The organism is Lentzea sp. NPDC102401 (genome assembly GCF_044765805.1).
GTDB classification, from domain to species: Bacteria; Actinomycetota; Actinomycetes; order Mycobacteriales; family Pseudonocardiaceae; genus Lentzea; species Lentzea sokolovensis.
The window spans coordinates 369,142-390,077 of record NZ_JBIWKS010000003.1 but is presented as its reverse complement, the minus strand read 5'-3'; the positions used below and the strand labels follow the sequence as shown (position 1 = coordinate 390,077).

Below are 20,936 nucleotides of genomic sequence, written 5' to 3'. Positions count from 1 at the left end.
TACCTGCCGTCCGGGTGAATCAGTTGTCGCGGACGTCCTTCGGGTAGGTCGACAGCAGCGCCAGCGGCATGCCCTGGCGGCGCAGCACCCGTCCCCACAGGTCGACGTTCGCGCCGGTCAGCACGTCGTCGGCCAGTCCGGTCACGACGATCCAGTCGCCGCGGTCGATCTCGCCCTGGAGTTGGCCCTCGCCCCACCCGCTGTAGCCGGCGAACACGCGCAGGCCGCGCACCAGCGGCATCAGGTCGTCCGGTTCGGCGTCGAGGTCGACGAGGGCGACCGGGCCCTGCACGCCGACGAGTCCCTCCACGGTGGACGGGTCGGTGCCCACCTTCAACGCTGCCAGGCACAGCGCCGTCTTCTGCTCGACCGGGCCGCCTACGTAGATGCACTGCGGCTTTGTGACGTGGGAGCCCCACGGTGGCAGTACGTCGTGGACCGCCACCTCGGAGGGGCGGTTCAGCACGACGCCGAGGGTCCCCTCTGGACGTTGGTCGATGATGTAGACGACGGTGCGTGAGAAGTTCGGGTCGTTGAGGCTCGGAGCGGCAACCAACAGGGAGCCTGGCTCGACTTCGACTTCGTCATCGGGACGCACGTCACCATGAAATCACCCGTGATCGCCGGAACAACTCAGGGCCGCGCCCCGTTAGACTGAGGTGTCGGATGTCTTTGTGTCCCCCGGGCTCAACAGACAACCGCCTTCGCGGAATACCGTTCGGCTGGAGCCGCGTAGTGCGCCGCGCCGTGAGGCGACCTGGCATCCGATCCAAGAGAGCCGGACCGTGAGGTCCGGCTTTCGTGGTTTTCACCACTACGCGCATACAGTGCAACGGTGACAACGCTTGCGGTGGAGAAGCACCACTGGGGATCACGCCGGTTCCTCGGCATCCCCGCCTACCGCAGGCTCCTCGCCACACGTCTCGCCTCGCAGTGGGGCGACGGGCTCTTCCAGGCCGGTCTGGCCGGCGCTGTGCTCTTCAACCCCGAACGGCAGGCCGATCCGGCTGCGATCGCGGCAGGGTTCGCGGTGTTGTTGCTGCCGTACTCGCTGATCGGGCCCTTCACGGGTGCGTTGCTCGACCGGTGGGACCGCAAGAAGGTCATCGTCGTCGCGAACATCGCGCGGGCCACGTTCGTGCTGTTCACGGCCCTGGCGGTCGGTGCAGGCCTGAGCGGGCTGCCCCTCTACGTGTCCGCGCTCATCGTCATGGGCATCGGCAGATTCGTCGGGTCCGGGCTGTCCGCGTCACTGCCGCACGTCGTCGACGAAGATCACCTGGTCGAGGCGAACGCGCTGACCACGACGGCCGGTGCGGTCATGGCCGTGATCGGCGCCGCCTGCGCGATCGGGTTCCGCACGCTGCTCGGCGCCGGGGACGGCGGTTCGGCGTGGACCACCAGCATCGCCGTGGTCGGGTTGCTGCTCAGCGCGTTCATCGCCAGCCGGTTCAAGGCGGGCGTGCTCGGGCCGGACGAGGTCGACGAGCCGCACAACGCCCTCACGGCCGTCGCCCGCGGGCTGATGGACGGCGCGAAGGCCACCTGGCACACGCCGAGCGTCACGGCAGGGCTGGCCGCGTTGCTGGCGCACCGGGCGGCGTTCGGCATGAGTCTGATGATCACGCTGCTGCTGATGCGCTACAGCCTGGAGGACGTCGGCATCCTCAAAGCCGGCATCGGCGGGCTCGGCGAGGTCGCGGTCGCCGGCGGCGCAGGTGTTCTGCTCGCCGGATTCCTGACCGACCGGGTCGTCGACAGGTTCGGCGTCAGGCGCACGATCTGCGGCGCGTTGCTGCTCACGGCCGCGGCCCAGGTCGGGCTCGGGCTGCCGATGACGCTGCCGTCCATCCTGATGGCCAGCTTCGTGATCATCTTCGCCGGTCAAATCGTCAAGCTCTGCGTGGACACCGCGGTGCAGCACGACGTCGGTGACGAGGTGCGCGGGCGCGTGTTCGCCCTCTACGACACCCTCTTCAACATCGCGCAGGTCACCGCGGTGACCATCACGGCGACGGTGATCCCCCTGGACGGGCGCTCGCCCGGCCTGATCCTCGTCGCCGCGAGCCTCTACCTGGTCGGCATGGCCGCCTACCTGCTCCTGTCAGCGCGGAAACGGCAGGTGCAACATGCCGGCCTCGTGGGCGAAGACGACAGCCGCCACACGATCGGGTAGATCCAGGCGCCGCAGGATCTCGGCCACCTCGTCGGCCACCCGCTGCTGCCCGATGCCGAGCACCCACGCGATCTCGTGCTCGGCGTGACCTCGTGCGAGACACCTCAGCACGGCTCGTTGATCGTCGGTCAGAACGTCCAGGTCCCGTACGGCAGGACCTGCGGAAAGTCCCCAAGCGAACATCTGCACCACCCCCGTGCGCCCCCTAGCGCACTTCTCATGGTGCATCCCCGCGCTGACACTTCGCTAACGCGGGGATTCCATTCGCTCACTATGCGTCACGGAGCGGGCGGTGTGATGCCCTGTTCGCGGGCCCACTCGAGCAACGCGGCCTCCGCCTCGTCGCGGTCCAGCGGTCCCCGGTCGAGCCTGAGCTCCTTGAGGAACTTCCACGCGGCACCGACCTCGCGACCCGGCGACAGGCCGAGCAGCTTCATGATCTCGTTGCCGTCGAGGTCCGGGCGTACGCGCGCGAGGTCTTCCTCCGCCGCGATGCGCGCGATGCGTTCCTCAAGAGAGTCGTAGGTCCGCTTCAGCAGGTTCGCCTTGCGCTTGTTGCGGGTCGTGCAGTCGGCACGGACGAGCTTGTGCAACCGCGTCAGCAGGTCACCGGCGTCCGTCACGTACCGGCGCACGGCCGAGTCGGTCCACTCGCCGTTGCCGTACCCGTGGAAGCGAAGGTGCAGGTAGACGAGCTTCGCGACGTCCTCGGTGATCTCCTTCGAGTACCGCAACGCCCGCAAGCGCTTGCGGACCATCTTCGCGCCCACGACCTCGTGGTGGTGGAACGAGACGCCGCCGCCGGACTCGAACTTCCGGGTCGCCGGTTTGCCGATGTCGTGCAGCAGCGCGGCGATCCTCAGCACCAGATCGGGTGACTGATCAACTTCTTCAAGATCAATTGCCTGTTCCAGCACAACCAGCGAGTGGTCGAAGACGTCCTTGTGTTGATGATGTTCGTCGATCTCCAGCTTCATGGCCGTGAGCTCGGGCAACACGATGTCGGCCAGCCCGGTCTCCACCATGAGCTCGATGCCGCGGCGCGGATGCGCGCCGCACAGGAGCTTCGAGAGCTCCACCTGCACGCGCTCCGGCGTGATGCGGGCGAGTTCGCCTGCCATCGACCGCATCGCCTCGATCACCCTGGGCGCGGCGGTGAAGCCGAGCTGGGAGACGAACCGGGCGGCGCGCAGCATGCGCAGCGGGTCGTCGCCGAACGACTCCTGCGGGGTCGCCGGCGTGTCCAGCACGCCGTCGCGGGCAGCCTGGAGGCCGCCGGTCGGGTCCACGAACTCACTCGCCGCGATGTCGAACGCCATCGCGTTGACCGTGAAGTCGCGCCGGACCAGGTCGCCGTCGATGTTGTCGCCGAAGGTCACCTCGGGGTTGCGGGTCACGCCGTCGTAGACGTCCGCGCGGAAGGTCGTGATCTCGATGATCTCGCCCTGCTTCGACGCGCCGACCGTCCCGAAGGCGATTCCGGTGTCCCACTGCGCCTCGGCCCAGCCGCTCAGCAGCTTCTGGATCTCCGCAGGTCGCGCGTCCGTGGTGAAGTCGAAGTCGTTCGTCGGGCGCCCCAGCACGGCGTCGCGCACACTTCCACCCACGAGGTAGAGGCGCTTGCCCTCGGCTGCGAACCGAGCGGCGAGCTCAGCGACGACTGGTGCGATTGCGGGAGCTTCCACCACCGCATTCTGCTGGAGCGATCGAGACACGAGAAACCAGCGTACTCAAGGTTCGTAAGTACGATCGGCCGTATGCCCTCGTCAGCCGCACGTTCCGGGAGCCCCAAACCGGGGCGCCGGAAGAGGCGCAGGGGCAGGAGGCTCAAGACCGTCGACGAGACGTCGGCGGGTGGCCTGGTGCTCGACGCCGAGCAGCGGGCCGCGGTGATCGGCAGACTTGACCGGCGAGGCCGGTTGCTGTGGTCTTTGCCCAAGGGTCACATCGAGGCCGGCGAGACCGCCGAACAGACCGCGGTGCGCGAGGTCGCCGAGGAGACCGGTATTCATAGCAGGGTGCTGCGCCCGTTGGGGTCGATCGACTACTGGTTCGTCGCGGACGACCGCCGGGTGCACAAGACGGTTCACCACTTCCTCCTCGAAGCGACGGGGGGAGAGCTTTCCGACGAAGACGTGGAGGTCACCGAGGTGGCGTGGGTGCCCCTCGGCGAACTGGACGAGCGACTCGCATATGCCGATGAGCGCCGTCTGGTCCGCCGAGCCGCCGATTTGCTCGCCGACCGCTGCCGCAACGGGGCGGAGTCGGCGTGAGCCTGAGGAAGCTCGTCTGCACAGCAGCTGTCGCCGCGTTCGTGGTGATCACAGCGCCGCCCGCCGGCGCTCAGCAGGCGCAACCCGACGAGATCGACGCGTTGCCCTTCATGCCCGCTCCCGCCACCCAGGTGTGGGCGACCAGATCGCTCTCCGCCCAGCCGGGTCAGGCGCAACAGCAGTTCCTGCGGCTCGACATCGACCAGCTCACCCCCCGGTTCGTCACGAGCGACTCCCCGGCGACCGTCAAGATCACCGGCAAGATCGTCAACGTCGGCGACCGCAAGGTGTCCGACATCGTGCTGCGCCTGGAGCGCGGTGAGCCGCTCGGCACCGAGGACGACCTGCGCAAGGCGTTGCGGGAGCCCGCGGCGGCCGAGGCCGTGCAGCCGAAGTTCACCCCTGTCGCCGGCGAGCTCGAGTCCGGCCAGCAGAAGGACTTCACGCTGGAGGTGCCGCTGCGCGGTACCGAGCCGACCTCGCTGGAGATCGAGCAGCCGGGCATCTACCCGATCCTCGCGAACGTCAACGGCAGGCCCGACTACGGCGGCCAGGCACGTCTCGCGGCGCTGTCGACGCTGCTGCCCGTGCTCGGGGTGCCCGGCGGCGAGACCAAGGGCAAGCCGGGCACGCCCGCGAAGCTGACGGTGCTGTGGCCGATCGCGGACCGCCCGCGGCTGGTCAGGCTCGGCGGCGAGGACGACTCCGAGCTGATCGACGACGAGCTCGCGACGTCGCTGTCGGTCAACGGCCGGCTCTACGGCCTGTTGCAGGCCTACGAGCAGGCGATCCCGTCGATGAGCACGGCCATGTGCCTGGCCATCGACCCCGACCTGCTGCGGACCGTGCAGGCCATGAGCAACGGCTACCAGGTGCGTGGCGGGTCGGAGGGCAAGGGCAAGGCCGAGGCGAAGCTGTGGCTCGACCGGCTCAAGCTCGCCGTCACCGGCCGTTGCGTCGTCGCGCTGCCGTACGCCGACGCCGACCTCGTGGCGTTGAACAGGGCGAAGCTCGGCACGATGCGCACGCTCGCGGTGACCGACGGCCCGAAGCTCATCCAGGACGTCCTGTCCGTGCAGCCGCTGCCCGACCTGGTGTGGCCCGAGGACGGCGTGCTCGACCAGTCGACGTTCGACGAGCTGGTCACCCCGCAGCCGGACAAGCGCTACCCCGGCGCGAAGTCGCTGCTGCTCGACCCCACCGGTCTCGCCGACGCGCCGGGCACCGCGCCCGTCGGTGTCGGCGGCAAGAACCCGGTGACCGCGGTCAAGATCGACTCGATGGTCTCGGACGCGCTGCAGGGCAGTGAGTCCCGGCCCCGCACGCTGTCCGGCGTCACCGCGCCGTTCGAGAGCCAGCCGGTGTCGGTGCAGAACGCGCTGGCGGTGCTGGTGTTCCGGGCCGGCTGGCAGGGCGACGGCCGCAACGTGCTGATCGCGCCGCCGCGCCGCTGGCACGCGCCGCTCTCGGAGATGACCGAGTTCCTCACCACCTCCAAGAAGCTGCTGGCCGACGGCTACGCGGCCCAGACCGGGCTCGAGGAGCTCACCAGGGCCACGCCCGCGACGACGAACGCCAAGATCGCCTATCCGCCGGAGGCCGGTGCGCGGGAGATCTCGGAGATCATCTCCAGCTCCGTGACGAGCCAGAGCGTGGAGCTCAACGGCCTGGTCGCCGCCATGCAGCAGGAGGACAGCGAGCACGCCTCGCCCGCCGACCTGGCCGACCCGCTGTGGCTCGGGCTGCTGCGGGCCATGTCCGGCGCGTGGCGGGGCAACGAGCAGGGCGCCCGGTCCGCGGCCGAGGTCAGCCAGGGCGAACTGAACGCGCTGACCGGCATGGTCGGCGTGACGCAGCCGAACAGCCCGATCCTGCTCGGCTCCGGCGACAGCCCGATCCCGATCACGATCACGAACAAGCTCGACGTCCGCGTGACGGTCAGGATCAACCTCGCCGACACCCCCGGCATCCGCAAGCTCGACCTCGCCGACCAGGTGCTTCCCGCCCGCGGCGAACGAGTCGTGCGGGTGCCCGTCGAGGTGCTGCGCTCCGGCCGGTTCCCGGTCAGCGTGCGACTGACCACTCCCGAGGGCGTCCCGCTCGGCGACACTGTCAAGCTGGAGGTGTCGTCGTCCGCCTACGGCACCATCACGGTGATCATCACCGTGATCGCGGGCATCGCGCTCGTCCTGCTTTCCGGGCGCCGGATCTACAAGAGGGTCCGTGCTCGCAACGGCGAGAACGGCGACGCCCCGTCCATCGAGAACGTCACACCGGAGAAGTCGAGCGCGTGAGCGAGACAGCCACGACCACCCAGCCAGAGCAGCAGAAGCAAGCACCGTCGGTCGCCAAGGCGAGCGGCTCGATGGCGATCGCGACGATCGTCAGCCGAGGCACCGGCCTGCTGTCGAAGGTGCTGCTCATCGCGGTGATCGGCGCCGAGGTCCTCGGCGACTCGTACCAGGCGGCCTCCACGCTGCCGACGATGATCAACGAGCTGCTCCTCGGCGGCATCCTCACCAGCGTGGCGATCCCGCTGCTGGTCAGGGCCGAGAAAGAGGACGGCGACGGCGGCGAGTCGTACGCCCAGTGGCTGATCACCATGGGCACGCTGATCCTCGGCATCGGCACGGTCGTCGCGATGGCCTGCGCCCCGTTGCTGACCGACCTCTACATCTCCGACGCCGAGACCGCGAACCCGGCGCTGGTCACCGCGTTCGCGTACCTGGTGCTGCCGGGCATCGTGTTCTACGGCCTGACGGCGCTGCTCAGCGCCGTGTTGAACGCACGGCACGTGTTCGGCATCCCCACGTGGGCGCCGGTCCTGAACAACCTCGTCGTGATCGTCGTGCTGGTCGTCTACGCGCTGCTGCCGGGCGAGCTCACGCTCAACCCGGTCCACATGACCGACGTGCACCTTCTGGTGCTCGGCCTCGGCACCGCGCTCGGTGTGGCCGTCCAGGCGTCCGTGCTGTTCCCGGCGCTGAAGAAGACCGGCTTCAAGTTCAGGTGGCGCTTCGGCTGGGACTCGCGCCTGTCGGAGTTCGGCGGTCTCGCGTTCTGGGTGCTGCTCTACGTGGGGCTGGGCCTCGCCAGCATGACGGTGCTGACGAACGTGGCGACGAGCGCCCAGGGCACGCTGACGGCGTTCAACTACCAGTGGCTGATCGCCCAGGTGCCGTACGGCGTTCTCGGCGTCTCGCTGCTGACCGCGCTGATGCCGAAGATGAGCAGGGCGGCCGCGCACAACGACAACGAGTCGATCGTGCGGGACCTGCTGTTCGGCAACCGCATGTCGGCGATCCTGCTGATGCCGTTCAGCGCCCTGATGACGGTGTCCGGTCTGGCGATCGGCCTCGCGGCGTTCGCCTGGGGCAACTCCGGCGTCGAGGGCGGCACGAGGATCGGTCTCGCGCTCGCGCTCTCCGCGTTCGGTCTCGTGCCCTACGCCGTGACGCTGCTGCAGCTGCGGGTCTTCTACGCGATGAAGGACGCCCGCACGCCGACGCTCATCCAGGCGTTGATCGTGGCGGTGCGCATCGGACTGCTCTACCTCTTCCTCGCCGTGTCCACGCCGGGTGACGCCTCACAGCTCGCCGTCGGCGTGTCGCTCGCCATGTCGCTGAGCTTCGTCTTCGGCGCGATCGTCGGTCAGGTGTGGCTGCGGATCCGCCTCGGACGGCTGCGCACCGGCTTCACGATCTGGACCGTCTGCCTCACCGTCGTGGCGTCCTCGCTGGCCTTCGCGGTCGCCAAGGGCGTGAACTGGCTGGTCCTGGGCGCGCTCGGGCTCGAGGACCCGGTCATCGCCGCGTGGGTCGAGGTCGTTCTGGTGACGTTGGTCGGTCTGCCGCTCGCGTTCGGCCTTTTGGCGGCGTTCCGGGTGCCCGAGATGAAGCCGGCGATCGACAAGATCAACCGTTTGGTGCGGCGAAGGTGACTCCAGTCCGTGAGCGCCGTCCCGTACCCTCGTCTCCGTGAGTAGCGGAGTTCACGCCGCGCTGGTTCCCGGCGGCGTCATCGGCAATGGCCGCTACCGGCTGCTCGCGAAATCCGGCGCCGACGCCAGGTCCAACGCGGAGCTGTGGCGCGCGCGGGACGGTCAGCTCAACCGGGACGTCGCGCTGACGGTGCTGCTGGGAGATCTGGCGGACAACGAGGCGGCGGCCCGTGCCCGCCGGACGGTCGAACGCGCGATGCACGCGGCGTCGTTCACGCATCCCGGTGTGTCGCGGGTGATCGACGTGCTGACGCCCGGCACCGGCATCCGCGGCGACGAGGGCATCCTCGGCATCGTCATCGCCGAGTGGACCCAGGGCACCGACCTGATGGACCTCATCGCGGAGGGCCCGCTGCCGGCGGGCGCCGCGACCCGGCTGCTCGAACCGCTGGGCGCCGCCATCGAGGGCGCGCACCACGCCGGTCTCGTGCTGGGCGCCGACCACCCGCAACGCATCCGGGTCACCTCGGACGGCCGTCTGCGCCTCGCGTTCCCCGGTCCCCGGCCGGACGCGATCGCGCGCGACGACGTCAAGGGCCTCGGCGCGATCCTGTACCTGCTGCTCACCGGCCGGTGGGCGCTGCCGGGCGGCCCTCAGGGCGTGCCGGTCGCACCGACCGGGCCGGACGGGTCCGTGGTCGCACCGAACGCGTTGCACCCGTACCTGCCGCACGACCTGTCGTCCGTCGCGGTGCGGTCGTTGGAGGACACGTCGGTCGGCGGCATCCGCACGTCCGCGGCGATCCTCCAGGTCCTCGACCAGATCGCGGCCGAAGAGGCCCAGACCTCGCTGATCCCCGCCGTGTCGGCGTCGCGCGATGACGACGACCAGGTCGTGTGGACGACACAGCGGCCCAGGCAGGACAAGCAGCAGAAGAAGAAGCTGTGGATCAGCGTCGGCGTGCTCGCCCTGGCGACGCTGACCGTGATCGTGTGGCTGAGCGTGCAGATCGTCGGGTTCTTCAGCGACGAGCCGTCCAAGGGCGGCGGCCCGACCGTGGTGATCAACCAGCCGGGGTCGAACGGCCAGACCGCGCCTCCGCCCGCGCCGGCCGGACCGGTGCAGCCGGGCCAGATCGGCGTCTACGACGTGACGAACCAGCCCGACAACGCGAACCAGGCGAGCCGGGCGGTCGACAACAACGCGGGCACGTTCTGGCGGACTGACAACTACTTCCAGCCGTTCCCGACGCTGAAGCCCGGCATCGGGCTGATGGCGTCGTTCGCGGAGCCGGTGAAGCTGGCCTCGGTCACGATCACCTCGCCCAGCAAGGGCACGAAGGTCGAGATCCGGGTGGCGTCCGCGCTGGACTCGCCGATCGAGGAGACCAAGGTCATCGGCGTCGCGGACCTGTCCGACGGGCAGACGCAGATCCAGCTCAACGACCACGAACCGACCGGGCACGTCCTGATCTGGATCACGCAGCTGACGAACTCCGGCGGCGGCAAGAACCAGTCGGAGATCCGCGAGGTCGTCTACACGAGGGCCCAGTAGAACTACCTGGGCACGCTGCGTAGACCTGTCCGGGTGATCTGTGATCACTCTCGCTATCCTCCCAGCGTGACCGCCGCAGCCAGCTCGGACGCCGATCTCATCTCGGCCCACGCCGCAGGTGACCCGTACGCGTTCTCGGAGCTGGTCAAACGGCACCGCGACCGGATGTGGGCGGTGGCGCTGCGCACGCTGCGTGATCCGGAAGAGGCCGCGGACGCGCTCCAGGAGGCGTTCATCTCGGCCTTCCGGGCGGCGTCGTCGTTCCGCGCCGAGTCACAGGTCACCACCTGGCTTCACCGGATCGTGGTGAACGCGTGCCTCGACCGGATGAGACGACGACAAACAAGACCGACAGTGCCGTTGCCCGAGGCAGGTCCCGGCGAGCCCGTCGCGCCCCGTGACGCGATGAGCGACCGCGAGACCAGCCTCATGGTGCAGCAGGCGTTGATGGAGCTGCCGGAAGAGCAGCGGGCGCCCATCGTGCTGGTCGACGTCGAGGGGTATTCCGTCGCCGAGACGGCGAAGCTCCTGGGCATCGCGGAGGGCACGGTCAAGAGCCGGTGTGCGCGAGGTCGCGCCAAGCTGGCCAAAGTTCTCGGGCACCTCAGGAACCGAATCGCAGATGCGAACGTCCCAGCTGACGGTGTGAATGTGCAAGAGCAACGTCAGTGGGAGGGCCGATGACCGGCATGGAGCGCGTGCCGATGGGTCCGCCGTGGTCTGTTGACCTCATCGCGGACCTGCACGCGGGCGTGCTGCCCCCTGAGGTCGCCGCACAGCTGCGTCCGAGGGTCGAGGCGGACGCGGAGGCCAGGGAGATCCTGCAGGCGCTGGACGCCACGCTGATGGACCTGCAGTCGTTGCCGCCCGTCGCGATGCCCGACCACGTGGCCGCGCGGATCGACGCCGCGCTGGCCGCGGAGGCCCGTCCCGGCATCGCGCCGGTCGTGTCCCTCAACGACGCCCGCAAGCGCCGCAACCGCAGGCTGGGCCTCGGCGGTGGCGTGCTGGTGGCCGCCGCCGCGGCGTTCGGCATCGTGCTGGCCGTGTCGCCGGGCTCGCAGACCCCCACGAACGACAGCGCGCAGCCTCCGCAGGCGACGTCCAAGCCGACCTCGGCCGACCTGCAGTCGCTGACGAAGGCCCAGCTGGGCTCCGCGGTCGGCGAAGTGCTCAAGGCGCAGAACTACGGCCCGCTGGAGACGCCGGACCGGTTGGCCGGCTGCCTGCAGGGCGGCGGCATCACCAGCTCGGGCAACCCCCTCGGCATCAGCCCGGTCAACCTGGAGGGCAAGGACGCCGTGATGGCGATCCTGCCCGCCGGAATCGGGAAGTACCGGCTGGTCGTGCTGGATCCGGCGACCTGTGGACCGGACAAGCCGGAAGGCGTTCTCGCGGACACGACCGTGGGCCAGAGGTAGTCGCTCAAGTCACGGAATTAGCTGCACCTACGATCCGTTGAGCCAGTCAGACGACGAGATCGAGGAGTTGCAGAGCCGTGAGCGTGCGCAACGTGATCATCATTGGATCGGGACCGGCGGGCTACACCGCGGCGGTCTACGCGGCACGCGCGCAGCTGGAGCCCCTGGTCTTCGAGGGTTCGCAGTACGGCGGCGCCCTCATGACGACGACCGAGGTCGAGAACTACCCCGGCTTCCGCGACGGCATCATGGGCCCCGAGCTCATGGAGCAGATGCGCGAGCAGGCGATCCGCTTCGGCGCCGAGCTGCGCGCGGAGGACGTCGAGTCGGTCGAGCTGACCGGTGAGATCAAGAAGGTCGTCGCGAACGGCGTCGAGTACGAGGCCAAGGCCGTCATCCTCGCGATGGGTGCCGCTGCCCGTTACCTGAACATCCCCGGTGAGCAGGAGCTGCTCGGCCGCGGTGTGTCGGCGTGTGCGACGTGTGACGGCTTCTTCTTCCGCGACCACGACATCGCGGTGGTCGGCGGCGGCGACACGGCGATGGAGGAGGCGACGTTCCTCACGCGCTTCGCCAAGTCCGTGACGGTCATCCACCGCCGCGAGGAGTTCCGCGCCTCGAAGGTCATGCTGGAGCGCGCCCGTGCCAACGAGAAGATCAGGTGGCAGCTGAACACGCAGGTCACCGACGTTCTGGGTGACGGCACCGTGTCCGCGATCAAGATCAAGGACACTCAGACCGGCGCCGAGTCGGAGATGCCCGTCACCGGCTTCTTCCTCGCGATCGGCCACGACCCGCGTTCCGCGCTGGTCAAGGGCCAGGTCGACCTCGACGAGGAGGGTTACGTCCTGACCAAGGACAAGTCCTCCTACACGAACCTGGACGGCGTGTTCGCCGCCGGCGACCTCGTGGACCACGAATACCGTCAGGCGATCACCGCCGCCGGCTCCGGTTGCAGCGCTGCGATCGACGCGGAACGGTGGCTCGCCGAGCACGGCACCGAGCAGGCCGAAGTCGCCGCCGAGGCCGTCGGTGGCGGCTACGGCAAGAGCATCTGAAGTTCCTTCTGCGAGACGTTTTAAGGGAGAGCAACATGGCAGGCGCCACCGTCACGGTGACCGACAAGTCGTTCGCGGACGACGTTCTGACCAGCGAGAAGCCCGTGCTGGTCGACTTCTGGGCGACCTGGTGCGGCCCGTGCAAGATGGTTGCGCCGGTGCTGGAGGAGATCGCGGCCGAGCACGGCGAGAAGATCACCGTGGCCAAGGTCGACATCGACGCCAACCCGTCGATCGCCCGCGACTACCAGATCATGTCCGTCCCGACGCTGATCCTGTTCCAGGGCGGCCGTCCGGTGAAGCAGATCGTCGGCGCGAAGCCCAAGGCCGCGCTGCTGAAGGACCTGCAGGACGTCCTGGCCTGACGCAAGAATTTGCAGTGAGCTGAGAAGTTCCTTGCAACGCGCAACGTGACCCGCCCGTCTATCGATAAGACGAGCGGGTCACGTTCGTTTTGGTGCCGAGACGGTGATCTCGGTACGACTGTGAGTAGCCCTGCATCGATCACTTAGCGCAGCAGGGCACAATGAGGACTTCCCAACTGACGCGCCGACCACGTTCGGCGCCATAGTCGAGCGAGGGTGCATGCAGCTGCTCCGCCGCGGGGACGTCGGAAGTGATGTTGCCGAGATCCGGTCGACCCTGACCAGGCTCGGACTGCTTCCGCCGGCCGACCCACAGGCGCCGCCGGTGTTCGACCAGCAGGTCGAGCACGCCGTGCGCGCGTTCCAGCAGCAGCGGGGGCTGATCATCGATGGCATTGTCGGCCCGGCGACCTATCGCTCGCTGCGTGACGCGACGTTCCGGTTGGGGGACCGGCCACTCGCGTTCCTGATGTCACAGCCGACGACCGGCGACGACGTGCTGGCTCTGCAGGAACGCATGCTGGAACTCGGTTACGACGCCGGCCGCGCCAACGGTGTGTTCGGCCAGCAGACCGAGCAGGCCCTGAAGAACTTCCAGCGCGACTACGGACTGATCGTGGACGGCATGTGCGGTCCCGACACCGTGCGCGCGTTGCGTCAGCTCCAGCCGAAGGTGCGAGGCGGCCGTCCGCAGTTGCTGCGGGAGCAGGAGAAGCTCCGCGGGGCGGGCTCGCGCCTGTCCGGCAAGCGCATCGTCATCGACCCCGGCCACGGCGGCCAGGACCGCGGCGTGGTCGTGGACGGGCTGTCCGAGTCCGAGCTGATGCTGGATCTGGCACGTCGTCTCGAAGGCAAGATGGCCGCCACCGGCATGGAGGCATTTCTCACCCGCGGTCCGGACAACTGCCCGGACGAGGCGGAGCGGGCCAGGTTCGCGAACGAGGCGGGCGCAGACCTGATCCTGTCGCTGCACAGCGACGGCAACTCGTCGCCGAACGCACAGGGCGTGTCGACGTTCCACTACGGCACGGGCAACGGCACGTCGTCCACGGTCGGTGAGGCGCTGGCGGGGTTCATCCAGCGCGAGGTCACCGCCCGCACGTCGATGTCGAACTGCGGTTCGCACCCGAAGACGTGGGACCTGCTGCGACTCACCCGCTGCACGGCCGTCCGCGTCGAGGTGGGCTACCTGACGAACACCGAGGACCGCGCCCGGCTGGCGACGCCCGGATTCCGCGACATCGTGGCCGAGGGCATCCTCGTGGCCGTGAAGCGTCTCTACCTGCTCGGCAAGGACGACCAGCCGACGGGCACGTTCACGTTCAACGACCTGCTGCGCTACGAGATGGCCAAGGGCTGATCTCCGGCTCTGCTGGCTGACTGACGAAAAAGGCCCCCTCGCTGCCTGCGAGGGGGCCTTTTCGCTGTCCTACACGGGGCGGAAGCTCGGTTCCGCGGTGGAGACGGTGACGCTGTTGAGAAGCCGTTCGAGAGCAGCCTCGACGTCTTCCTTCCACGTGATGGCGCTGCGCAGTTCCAGGCGCAACCGCGGCCAACGCGGGTGCGGGCGCACGGTCTTGAAGCCGACGCTCGTGAGGAACTCCGCAGGCGTGACGCAACTCGACTCTTCGTCGTCCGGTCGCATGTCGCCGAACGCCTCGATGGCCTTCACGCCACGACGCGTCAGATCCTTCGCCACGGCCTGCACGAGCACGCGCGCGAGTCCTCCCCCTCGGAACTCCGGGAGAACGTCCAGCGACGTCATGAGGACCGCGTCCGGGCTCACCGGAGAGGTGGGGAAGGCGGCGCTGCGCGGAACAGCGGCCGGTGGTGCGTAGAAGACCGAACCAGCGGGGATGCCGTCGCAGTAGATCATGCGACCGCACGAACCCCACTCGAGCAGGACGCTGGAGACCCAGGCTTCCTTCTCGAACTCGGTGTCGCCGTATTCCTCAGCCTGTTCTCGCAGGTGAGGGGCCAACTCCCAGAAAACGCACGTCCTGCTGTGCTTGGAGAGATGCTCCAGGTTGTCCAGCGTGACGCCCACGACGCGACGGGACACCCCAACCTCCACCCGTTAACACACACAGTGAACCCATACGAGGGTAGGCGAATGTGACGGAACCCGGAAGGCGCGTGCCCTGAACGGGACGACGGTTACACTCGCTCGGGACATTTCCTATACAGGAGTCCCACATGACTGCGCCCGGACAGCCCGCCAAGCAGGGCCCCAGAAGCCTTGACCCCCACCTCCGCCGCTACGCAGCGCGCACGGCAGGGATGACGGCATCGGAGATCCGGGCACTTTTCGCAGTCGCGTCCCGTCCCGAGGTCGTATCGCTGGCCGGCGGCATGCCGCACCTGGCCGCTCTGCCTCTGGAGTCGCTGTCCGCGGAGATCGGTCAGCTGGTGGCCACCGACGGACTGGTGGCGCTGCAGTACGGCTCGGCGCACGGCGTTCCGTTGCTGCGTGAGCAGATCTGCGACGTCATGGCGCTGGAGGGCATCAACGGCCACCCGGACGACGTGGTGGTGACCGTGGGCTCGCAGATGGGCCTCGACATGGTCACCCGGATCTTCTGCGACCCAGGCGACGTGGTGATCGCGGAGGGGCCCTCCTACGTGGGCGCTCTCGGTTCGTTCACGGCGTACCAGGCTCAGGTCGTGCACGTCGCCATGGACGCTGACGGGCTCGTGCCGTCGTTGCTGCGTGAGGCTCTGGAGGCCTGCAAGCGCGCGGGGCAGCGGGTCAAGTTCCTCTACACGATCCCGAACTTCCACAACCCGGCCGGCGTGACGCTGGCGGTGTCGCGGCGGGCCGAGATCCTGGAGATCTGCCGGACCTATGGCGTGCTGGTCGTGGAGGACAACCCGTACGGACTGCTCGGGTTCGACGGCCAGACGTACCCGGCGCTGCGGTCGATGGACCCGGACAACGTCGTGTACCTCGGGTCGTTCTCGAAGACGTTCGCGGCCGGTCTGCGGGTCGGCTGGGTGCTGGCGCCGCACGCGGTGCGCGAGAAGCTGGTGCTGGCGGCCGAGTCGGCCACGCTGTGCCCGCCGACCCTGAACCAGATGATCGTGTCCCGGTACCTGTCGACGCAGGACTGGAAGGGGCAGATCAAGACCTACCGCGAGGCGTACCGGGAACGCCGGGACGCCGCGATCTCGGCTCTCGAGCAGCACATGCCGCAAGGTTCCACGTGGAACATTCCGGATGGCGGCTTCTACGTCTGGGTGACGGTGCCGGAGGGCATCGACACGAAGGCGATGCTGCCCCGCGCCGTGACGGCCCGAGTGGCCTACGCGTCCGGTACCGGTTTCTACGCGGACGGCTTCGGCTCCCGGCAGCTGCGGATCTCGTACTGCTACCCGACGCCCGAGCGCATCCGTGAGGGCGTCCGCCGCCTGGCGAACGTCATCGAGGACGAGATGCAGCTGGCCGCGACCTTCGGGGCGACACCGGGCCGTCAGCTGTCCGGTCCGCAGACCCCCTCGCCTGACACCGCCTGATCTTTCTTTGGAGTTGTGCTGTGGCTGACCGCATGGTCGCTGTGCTGTCCGGTGGGCTCTCCCACGAACGCGAGGTCTCGATCCGCTCCGGTCGCCGTCTGTCGGCTGCCCTGCGGTCGGCGGGCGTCACGGTGGAGGAGTGGGACGCGGACGCGTCTCTGTTGACGCGTCTGCGGGACCACCGCCCGGACGCCGTCGTCGTCGCCCTGCACGGCGGTGAGGGTGAGAACGGTTCGGTGCAGGCGATCCTCGAGATGTTCGGCGTCCCGTACGTGGGCACCGACTCACGGGCGTGCCGGCGGGCCTGGGACAAGCCGACCGCCAAGGCCGAACTCGCCCGCGCCGGGCTGACGACGCCGGAGTGGATCGTGCTGCCGCACGCCACGTTCCGGGAGCTGGGTGCCAAGCCGGTGCTCGACGCGATGGTCTCGACGCTGGGACTGCCGTTGATGCTGAAGCCGGACCAGGGCGGGTCGGCGCTGGGCGCTCAGGTCGTCAGGGACGCCGCCGAACTGCCGCCGGCGATGGTCGGGTGTCTGGCGTACGGCGACACCGTCCTGGCCGAGCAGTTCATCTCCGGCGTGGAGGTGGCGGTCGCGGTCGTCGACGGCCCGGACGGTCCGTACGCGCTGCCGGCCGTCGAGATCGTTCCGGAGACCGGGGTCTACGACTACACCGCTCGGTACACCGCGGGGCTGACCGACTTCCACGCGCCGGCTCGGCTGGACGCGGCCGCCGCGAAGTCGGTCGGGGAGCTCGCGGTCGCGGCGCACCGGCTGCTCGGGCTGCGGGACGTGTCGCGGACCGACGCCATCGTGGCCGAGGACGGGACCGTCTACTTCCTCGAAGTGAACGTGTCGCCGGGGCTGACCGAGACGTCGCTGCTGCCGATGGCGGTCGAGGCGGCGGGGGAGTCGTTGGGTGAGATCTACGCCGGGTTGATCGAGCGCGCTGTCGCTCGCTGAGTTCTCTCCGGTCTGAGTGCGGTGCCGAGCTTCTCGGCGCCGCACTTTTTGTTTGTCGGCGGCGGGCTCGGCGGCTCGAAAGCCCGCGTTGACTGATCGACAAATAGGTGACGCCCCGTATCCGCATGGATGCGAGGCGTCATCGTCACCGTGACATAAGGCCCTGGTGTGATCCTATGGGCCTACTCCGATGTCCGAATTGTCGTTTCTGGGCTCATCATGCCGATGATCCTTTGAAGATCATCAACTGACCCGAATTCGACCACGATCCGGCCTTTTCGCTGCCCGAGTTCGACCTTCACGCGGGTGTCGAAGTTGTCCGAGAGGCGCTCGGCGAGCTCCTGCAGACCGGGCGCGTGCAGCTGCTTGCGCGGAGCCTGCTTCGGTTTCGCCGGCTTCTCGTTCTTGGCGATCGTCACCGCTTCTTCGGTCGCGCGGACCGACATGCCCTCAGCGATGATCCGTGCCGCGAGGTCTTCCTGTGCTCCCGCGTCGTCCAGACCGAGGAGTGCCCGCGCGTGCCCGGCGCTCAGGACACCCGCCGCGACCCGTCGCTGGACGGCGAGGGGGAGCTTCAGCAGCCGGATGGTGTTCGTGACGACGGGGCGGCTGCGGCCGATGCGGTCGGCGAGTTCCTCGTGCGTGACACCGAACTCCTCCAGCAGCTGCTGGTAGGCCGACGCTTCTTCGAGCGGGTTGAGCTGGACGCGGTGGATGTTCTCCAGCAACGCGTCGCGCAGCATGACGTCGTCGGCGGTCTGCCGCACGATGGCCGGGATCGTCTTGAGCCCGGCCTGCTGCGTGGCACGCCACCGGCGCTCGCCCATGACGAGTTCGAACGTGTCCCCGGTGAGCTCGCGGACCACGATCGGCTGCATGAGCCCGAACTCCTTGATGGAGAACGAGAGCTCGTCGATCGCATCCTGGTCGAACACCTGGCGCGGCTGCTTGGCGTTCGTGCGGATCGCGGTGACCGCGATCTCGCGGTACACCGCCCCCGCGACCTCACCGATCGGCTGCTGGGCCTTGGCCCCGTTGCCGGCCATGGCGGGCCGGATGGTGCTGGGTGCACCGGCAGGCGGACCCTGCGGGATGAGTGCGGCCAGGCCGCGCCCGAGTCCGCCCTTGCGCTGCTCGGTCATGCGCCCTCCTTCTGGGCCCCGCGGATCGCGATCTCCTTGGCGGCGTCGAGGTAGCTCATCGACCCGCGCGAGCCCGGGTCGTACGTCAACACCGTCTGCCCGAATCCTGGTGCCTCGGAGACCTTCACGCTGCGCGGAATCACCGTCTTGAGGGCGACGTCGCCGAAGTGGCCACGCACCTCACTGGTCACCTGGTCCGCGAGCTTCGTGCGGCCGTCGTACATCGTGAGAAGGATCGTGGAGATCGAGAGGTCCGGGTTGAGGTGCTGCTGCACGAGCTCGATGTTGCGGATCAGCTGACTGAGCCCCTCCAGCGCGTAGTACTCGCACTGAATGGGGATCAGCACCTCCTGCGCCGCGACCATCGCGTTGACGGTCAGCAGGCCGAGGCTCGGCGGGCAGTCGATGAAGACGTAGTCCGGCTGCAGCTGGTCGAGCGCCTCGGAGGAGAGCGCTTCCTTGAGTCGCGACTCGCGGGCCACCATCGAAACGAGCTCGATCTCGGCGCCAGCGAGGTCGATCGTCGCGGGCACGCAGAACAGGTTCGGTGACGTCGGGCTGACCTGAGCCGCCTCGGCGATGGAGATCTCGCCGAGCAGCACCTCGTAGACGGACGGCGTGCCACTGCGGTGCTCGACGGAGAGCGCCGTACTGGCGTTGCCCTGCGGGTCGAGGTCGATCACGAGCGTCTTGAGCCCGTGAATGGCGAGCGCGGCGGCGAGGTTCACCGTGCTCGTCGTCTTGCCGACGCCGCCCTTCTGGTTGGCGACGGTCATCACCCGGCGATGGGTCGGGCGGGGGAGCAGTGACTCGTCGGGGTGCAGCACGCTTGCCGCACGAGCCGCCTCTTCTGCAATCGGGGTCCACACCACGGCGCTGTCATCTCCGTTGTTGGTCGGCTTGACTTTGGGTTTGGAGGGCTTCGTTTCACGTGGAACATCGGCGGACTGGAACTCCGGATACACGCTCACCGATCCCTCCGCGTCTGGCGCTCCACGATGAGCACCGTCGTAGGCACCTCAAGTACGTCCGCTCCCACGACGACGACCTTGGCGTTGGCGCCCCCAGCCTTGAGCACCGCCGCGCCGTCGCGTTCCAACTCTTCCTGCGCACGCTCGCCCTTGAGCGCGACCATCCGCCCGCCACCCCGGAGGAGCGGGAGGCACCACTTCGTCAGCTTCTCCAGCGGGGCCACCGCCCTCGCAGTGGCCGCGTCGCAGTTGAGGAGCTGCTTGCGGATCGGTCCTTCCTCCGCACGCCCGCGGAGGACCGTCACGTTGTCGAGCTGGAGCCGTTCCTTCACTTCCTCAAGCCACGCGATGCGGCGAGCCATCGGCTCCAGAAGCGTGATCCTCAGGTCGGGCCGCGCGATGGCGAGCGGCACCCCCGGCAACCCAGCGCCTGAGCCCACGTCAACGACACGTTCGTTGGGTTCGAACAGCTCCTCGATCACTGCCGAGTTGAGCACGTGCCGATCCCAAATCTTCTCGACTTCACGAGGACCGATGAGTCCGCGCTCGACGCCGTGCTCCTCCAGGAGCCGGACGAACTCGGCGGCGCGATCGACGTGCTCACCGAAGACGAGCTTCGCGTTGTCGGGCAAATCCCCGGCCATGTTCTCCATCCGCGTTTCACGTGAAACCACGCGGCGGCGGTGTTCCAGCGGCCGGTGGAAAAGCTGGCGAATGCCAGGGCACCATCATGACGGATCGACCGTGCGCTCTGCCAAATCCTGAGCGCCGTTTCACGTGAAACTTGGGGGAAAGTTGCGTCCGATGCTCTACACGGTCTCTCGGCCCGGTCCCGGCGCCGTCTCGACGATGGCGCACCCGGCCGGCGGCGTGTATCTGGAGGGCAAGATTCGCGAGCTCCGCCAGCTTGGTGTGGACGTGCTCGTGTCCGCGCAGACCGACAGCGAACGGGTCGAGTGCGATCTGGTGGACGAGGAGCGCGCGGTCGTCGCCGCGGGTCTGCAGTACGTCTGCTTCCCGATCGAGGACCGCTCGGTGCCGGACCTGGCATCGGCCGTTGCTCTGGTTCAGCCGCTCCATGCGCTGTATCTGGGTGGGGCGCATGTCGTGTTCCACTGCTGGGCTGGGATTGGGCGGTCGTCGTTGTTGGCCGGGTTGCTGTTGGGGATGGACGGGGTGGAGCCGGGGGAGGCGTGGAGGTTGATCGCGGCGGCTCGCGGGTTTCCGGTGCCCGACACGGCGGCGCAGCGGGAGTGGCTTGCTGCTTGGTGGGCGGGGCGGGGGTAGGTGTTTCACGTGGAACGTTGGCGGGCGCTGGGCGGGGTGGCTTGTGGTGGCGAGTGTCAGCTGGGGCGGCCTGTGGTGGGGGTGCCTGCCAGAGGGCGACTTGGGTCGGCTGGGCCTTGTTCCAGCCGGGAGCAGTCGCCCTGCTGGGCGGGGGCTGCCGGACAGGTGGTCGCCTTGCGGGCGGGTGGGTGCTGGACAGACGGGTGCTGGACAGACGGTCGCCTTGCGGGCTGGCGGGTGCTGGACAGACGGTCGCTCTGCGGGCGGGAC

The 20,936-nt window shown here is 68.6% G+C and carries 20 protein-coding genes; 13 read left to right on the top strand and 7 right to left on the bottom strand.

From position 1 onward, the window contains the following. Nucleotides 1–19: 19 nt before the first annotated feature. Entirely contained in the window at nucleotides 20–598 is a 579-nt protein-coding gene (locus tag ACIRG5_RS12535) for a YqgE/AlgH family protein (protein WP_402904029.1), read from the bottom strand. Nucleotides 599–835: 237 nt separating this feature from the next. Between ACIRG5_RS12535 and ACIRG5_RS12530 the strand changes: the two genes are divergently transcribed. Beyond that, entirely contained in the window at nucleotides 836–2,176 is a 1,341-nt protein-coding gene (locus ACIRG5_RS12530; RefSeq protein WP_402904026.1) for an MFS transporter, read from the top strand. On the opposite strand, the gene ACIRG5_RS12525 is transcribed toward ACIRG5_RS12530, so the two are convergent. Further along, nucleotides 2,105–2,359: a LuxR C-terminal-related transcriptional regulator gene (locus ACIRG5_RS12525; protein WP_402904023.1), complete on the bottom strand. Its 255-nt coding sequence runs from the start codon at nucleotides 2,357–2,359 to the stop codon at nucleotides 2,105–2,107. The two genes, ACIRG5_RS12530 and ACIRG5_RS12525, sit on opposite strands and share 72 nt — an antisense overlap. A 95-nt stretch (nucleotides 2,360–2,454) precedes the next feature. Continuing rightward, nucleotides 2,455–3,891, bottom strand: a complete 1,437-nt coding sequence (locus ACIRG5_RS12520) for a CCA tRNA nucleotidyltransferase (protein ID WP_402904020.1) — start codon at nucleotides 3,889–3,891, stop codon at nucleotides 2,455–2,457. 42 nt (nucleotides 3,892–3,933) lie between these two features. Here ACIRG5_RS12520 and ACIRG5_RS12515 point away from each other — a divergent pair, with 42 nt between their 5' ends. The 9 genes from ACIRG5_RS12515 (at nucleotide 3,934) to ACIRG5_RS12475 (ending at nucleotide 14,148) form a co-directional block, all read left to right on the top strand. Further along, a complete protein-coding gene (locus tag ACIRG5_RS12515; RefSeq protein ID WP_319976369.1) occupies nucleotides 3,934–4,449 on the top strand; it encodes an NUDIX hydrolase in 516 nt (171 codons plus the stop codon). Next, nucleotides 4,446–6,743: a DUF6049 family protein gene (locus tag ACIRG5_RS12510; RefSeq protein WP_402904017.1), complete on the top strand. Its 2,298-nt coding sequence runs from the start codon at nucleotides 4,446–4,448 to the stop codon at nucleotides 6,741–6,743. The genes ACIRG5_RS12515 and ACIRG5_RS12510 overlap by 4 nt, the downstream gene beginning before the upstream one ends. Next, a complete protein-coding gene (gene murJ / locus ACIRG5_RS12505) occupies nucleotides 6,740–8,389 on the top strand; it encodes a murein biosynthesis integral membrane protein MurJ (RefSeq protein ID WP_402904014.1) in 1,650 nt (549 codons plus the stop codon). Before ACIRG5_RS12510 ends, murJ begins: the two co-directional genes overlap by 4 nt. A gap of 37 nt (nucleotides 8,390–8,426) precedes the next feature. Beyond that, on the top strand, nucleotides 8,427–9,944 hold the full coding sequence (locus ACIRG5_RS12500) for a protein kinase family protein (RefSeq protein WP_402904011.1): 1,518 nt from the start codon (nucleotides 8,427–8,429) through the stop codon (nucleotides 9,942–9,944). A 66-nt stretch (nucleotides 9,945–10,010) separates the two neighbouring features. Further along, entirely contained in the window at nucleotides 10,011–10,628 is a 618-nt protein-coding gene (gene sigM / locus ACIRG5_RS12495) for an RNA polymerase sigma factor SigM (RefSeq protein WP_089927514.1), read from the top strand. Then, on the top strand, nucleotides 10,625–11,365 hold the full coding sequence (locus ACIRG5_RS12490) for a hypothetical protein (RefSeq protein ID WP_402904007.1): 741 nt from the start codon (nucleotides 10,625–10,627) through the stop codon (nucleotides 11,363–11,365). The genes sigM and ACIRG5_RS12490 overlap by 4 nt, the downstream gene beginning before the upstream one ends. A gap of 77 nt (nucleotides 11,366–11,442) precedes the next feature. Then, entirely contained in the window at nucleotides 11,443–12,423 is a 981-nt protein-coding gene (trxB, locus tag ACIRG5_RS12485) for a thioredoxin-disulfide reductase (RefSeq protein WP_402904004.1), read from the top strand. A 35-nt stretch (nucleotides 12,424–12,458) separates the two neighbouring features. Further along, nucleotides 12,459–12,788 carry a thioredoxin gene (trxA, locus tag ACIRG5_RS12480; RefSeq protein WP_093595124.1) on the top strand — a complete coding sequence of 110 codons (330 nt, stop codon included), beginning with the start codon at nucleotides 12,459–12,461 and terminating at the stop codon, nucleotides 12,786–12,788. A gap of 220 nt (nucleotides 12,789–13,008) precedes the next feature. Beyond that, nucleotides 13,009–14,148 (top strand): N-acetylmuramoyl-L-alanine amidase, encoded by a 1,140-nt coding sequence (locus ACIRG5_RS12475; RefSeq protein ID WP_330271784.1) that lies wholly within the window; start codon nucleotides 13,009–13,011, stop codon nucleotides 14,146–14,148. Between the two features lie 69 nt (nucleotides 14,149–14,217). Here the strand turns inward: ACIRG5_RS12475 and ACIRG5_RS12470 are convergent, their stop codons facing one another. Beyond that, nucleotides 14,218–14,850 carry a GNAT family N-acetyltransferase gene (locus tag ACIRG5_RS12470; RefSeq protein WP_093595118.1) on the bottom strand — a complete coding sequence of 211 codons (633 nt, stop codon included), beginning with the start codon at nucleotides 14,848–14,850 and terminating at the stop codon, nucleotides 14,218–14,220. A 134-nt stretch (nucleotides 14,851–14,984) separates the two neighbouring features. On the opposite strand from ACIRG5_RS12470, the gene ACIRG5_RS12465 reads away from it, so the two are divergent. Beyond that, the gene (locus ACIRG5_RS12465) at nucleotides 14,985–16,301 is read left to right on the top strand and encodes a PLP-dependent aminotransferase family protein (protein ID WP_330271783.1); all 1,317 of its coding nucleotides are present in this window, start codon (nucleotides 14,985–14,987) and stop codon (nucleotides 16,299–16,301) included. A 20-nt stretch (nucleotides 16,302–16,321) separates the two neighbouring features. Further along, the gene (locus tag ACIRG5_RS12460; RefSeq protein WP_319976360.1) at nucleotides 16,322–17,266 is read left to right on the top strand and encodes a D-alanine--D-alanine ligase; all 945 of its coding nucleotides are present in this window, start codon (nucleotides 16,322–16,324) and stop codon (nucleotides 17,264–17,266) included. A 182-nt stretch (nucleotides 17,267–17,448) separates the two neighbouring features. On the opposite strand, the gene ACIRG5_RS12455 is transcribed toward ACIRG5_RS12460, so the two are convergent. The 3 genes from ACIRG5_RS12455 to rsmG all read right to left on the bottom strand — a co-directional run bounded on the left by ACIRG5_RS12455 (nucleotide 17,449) and on the right by rsmG (nucleotide 20,023). Then, nucleotides 17,449–18,408: a ParB/RepB/Spo0J family partition protein gene (locus tag ACIRG5_RS12455; RefSeq protein ID WP_402903998.1), complete on the bottom strand. Its 960-nt coding sequence runs from the start codon at nucleotides 18,406–18,408 to the stop codon at nucleotides 17,449–17,451. Further along, entirely contained in the window at nucleotides 18,405–19,280 is an 876-nt protein-coding gene (locus tag ACIRG5_RS12450; RefSeq protein WP_319976939.1) for a ParA family protein, read from the bottom strand. Before ACIRG5_RS12450 ends, ACIRG5_RS12455 begins: the two co-directional genes overlap by 4 nt. 95 nt (nucleotides 19,281–19,375) lie before the next feature. Beyond that, nucleotides 19,376–20,023, bottom strand: a complete 648-nt coding sequence (gene rsmG / locus ACIRG5_RS12445; protein WP_402904906.1) for a 16S rRNA (guanine(527)-N(7))-methyltransferase RsmG — start codon at nucleotides 20,021–20,023, stop codon at nucleotides 19,376–19,378. A gap of 160 nt (nucleotides 20,024–20,183) precedes the next feature. Between rsmG and ACIRG5_RS12440 the strand changes: the two genes are divergently transcribed. Then, nucleotides 20,184–20,666 (top strand): hypothetical protein, encoded by a 483-nt coding sequence (locus ACIRG5_RS12440; protein WP_402903996.1) that lies wholly within the window; start codon nucleotides 20,184–20,186, stop codon nucleotides 20,664–20,666. Nucleotides 20,667–20,936: the final 270 nt, after the last annotated feature.

Excerpts from the sequence above, each read along its gene's own strand:
- ACIRG5_RS12455 (WP_402903998.1), bottom strand. The coding sequence starts at position 18,408 with ATGACCGAGCAGCGCAAGGGCGGACTCGGGCGCGGCCTGGCCGCACTC.
- ACIRG5_RS12475 (WP_330271784.1), top strand. The coding sequence starts at position 13,009 with ATGCAGCTGCTCCGCCGCGGGGACGTCGGAAGTGATGTTGCCGAGATC.
- trxA (WP_093595124.1), top strand. The coding sequence starts at position 12,459 with ATGGCAGGCGCCACCGTCACGGTGACCGACAAGTCGTTCGCGGACGAC.
- ACIRG5_RS12465 (WP_330271783.1), top strand. The coding sequence starts at position 14,985 with ATGACTGCGCCCGGACAGCCCGCCAAGCAGGGCCCCAGAAGCCTTGAC.
- ACIRG5_RS12440 (WP_402903996.1), top strand. The coding sequence starts at position 20,184 with ATGCTCTACACGGTCTCTCGGCCCGGTCCCGGCGCCGTCTCGACGATG.
- ACIRG5_RS12490 (WP_402904007.1), top strand. The coding sequence starts at position 10,625 with ATGACCGGCATGGAGCGCGTGCCGATGGGTCCGCCGTGGTCTGTTGAC.
- rsmG (WP_402904906.1), bottom strand. The coding sequence starts at position 20,023 with ATGGCCGGGGATTTGCCCGACAACGCGAAGCTCGTCTTCGGTGAGCAC.
- ACIRG5_RS12515 (WP_319976369.1), top strand. The coding sequence starts at position 3,934 with ATGCCCTCGTCAGCCGCACGTTCCGGGAGCCCCAAACCGGGGCGCCGG.
- ACIRG5_RS12525 (WP_402904023.1), bottom strand. The coding sequence starts at position 2,359 with ATGTTCGCTTGGGGACTTTCCGCAGGTCCTGCCGTACGGGACCTGGAC.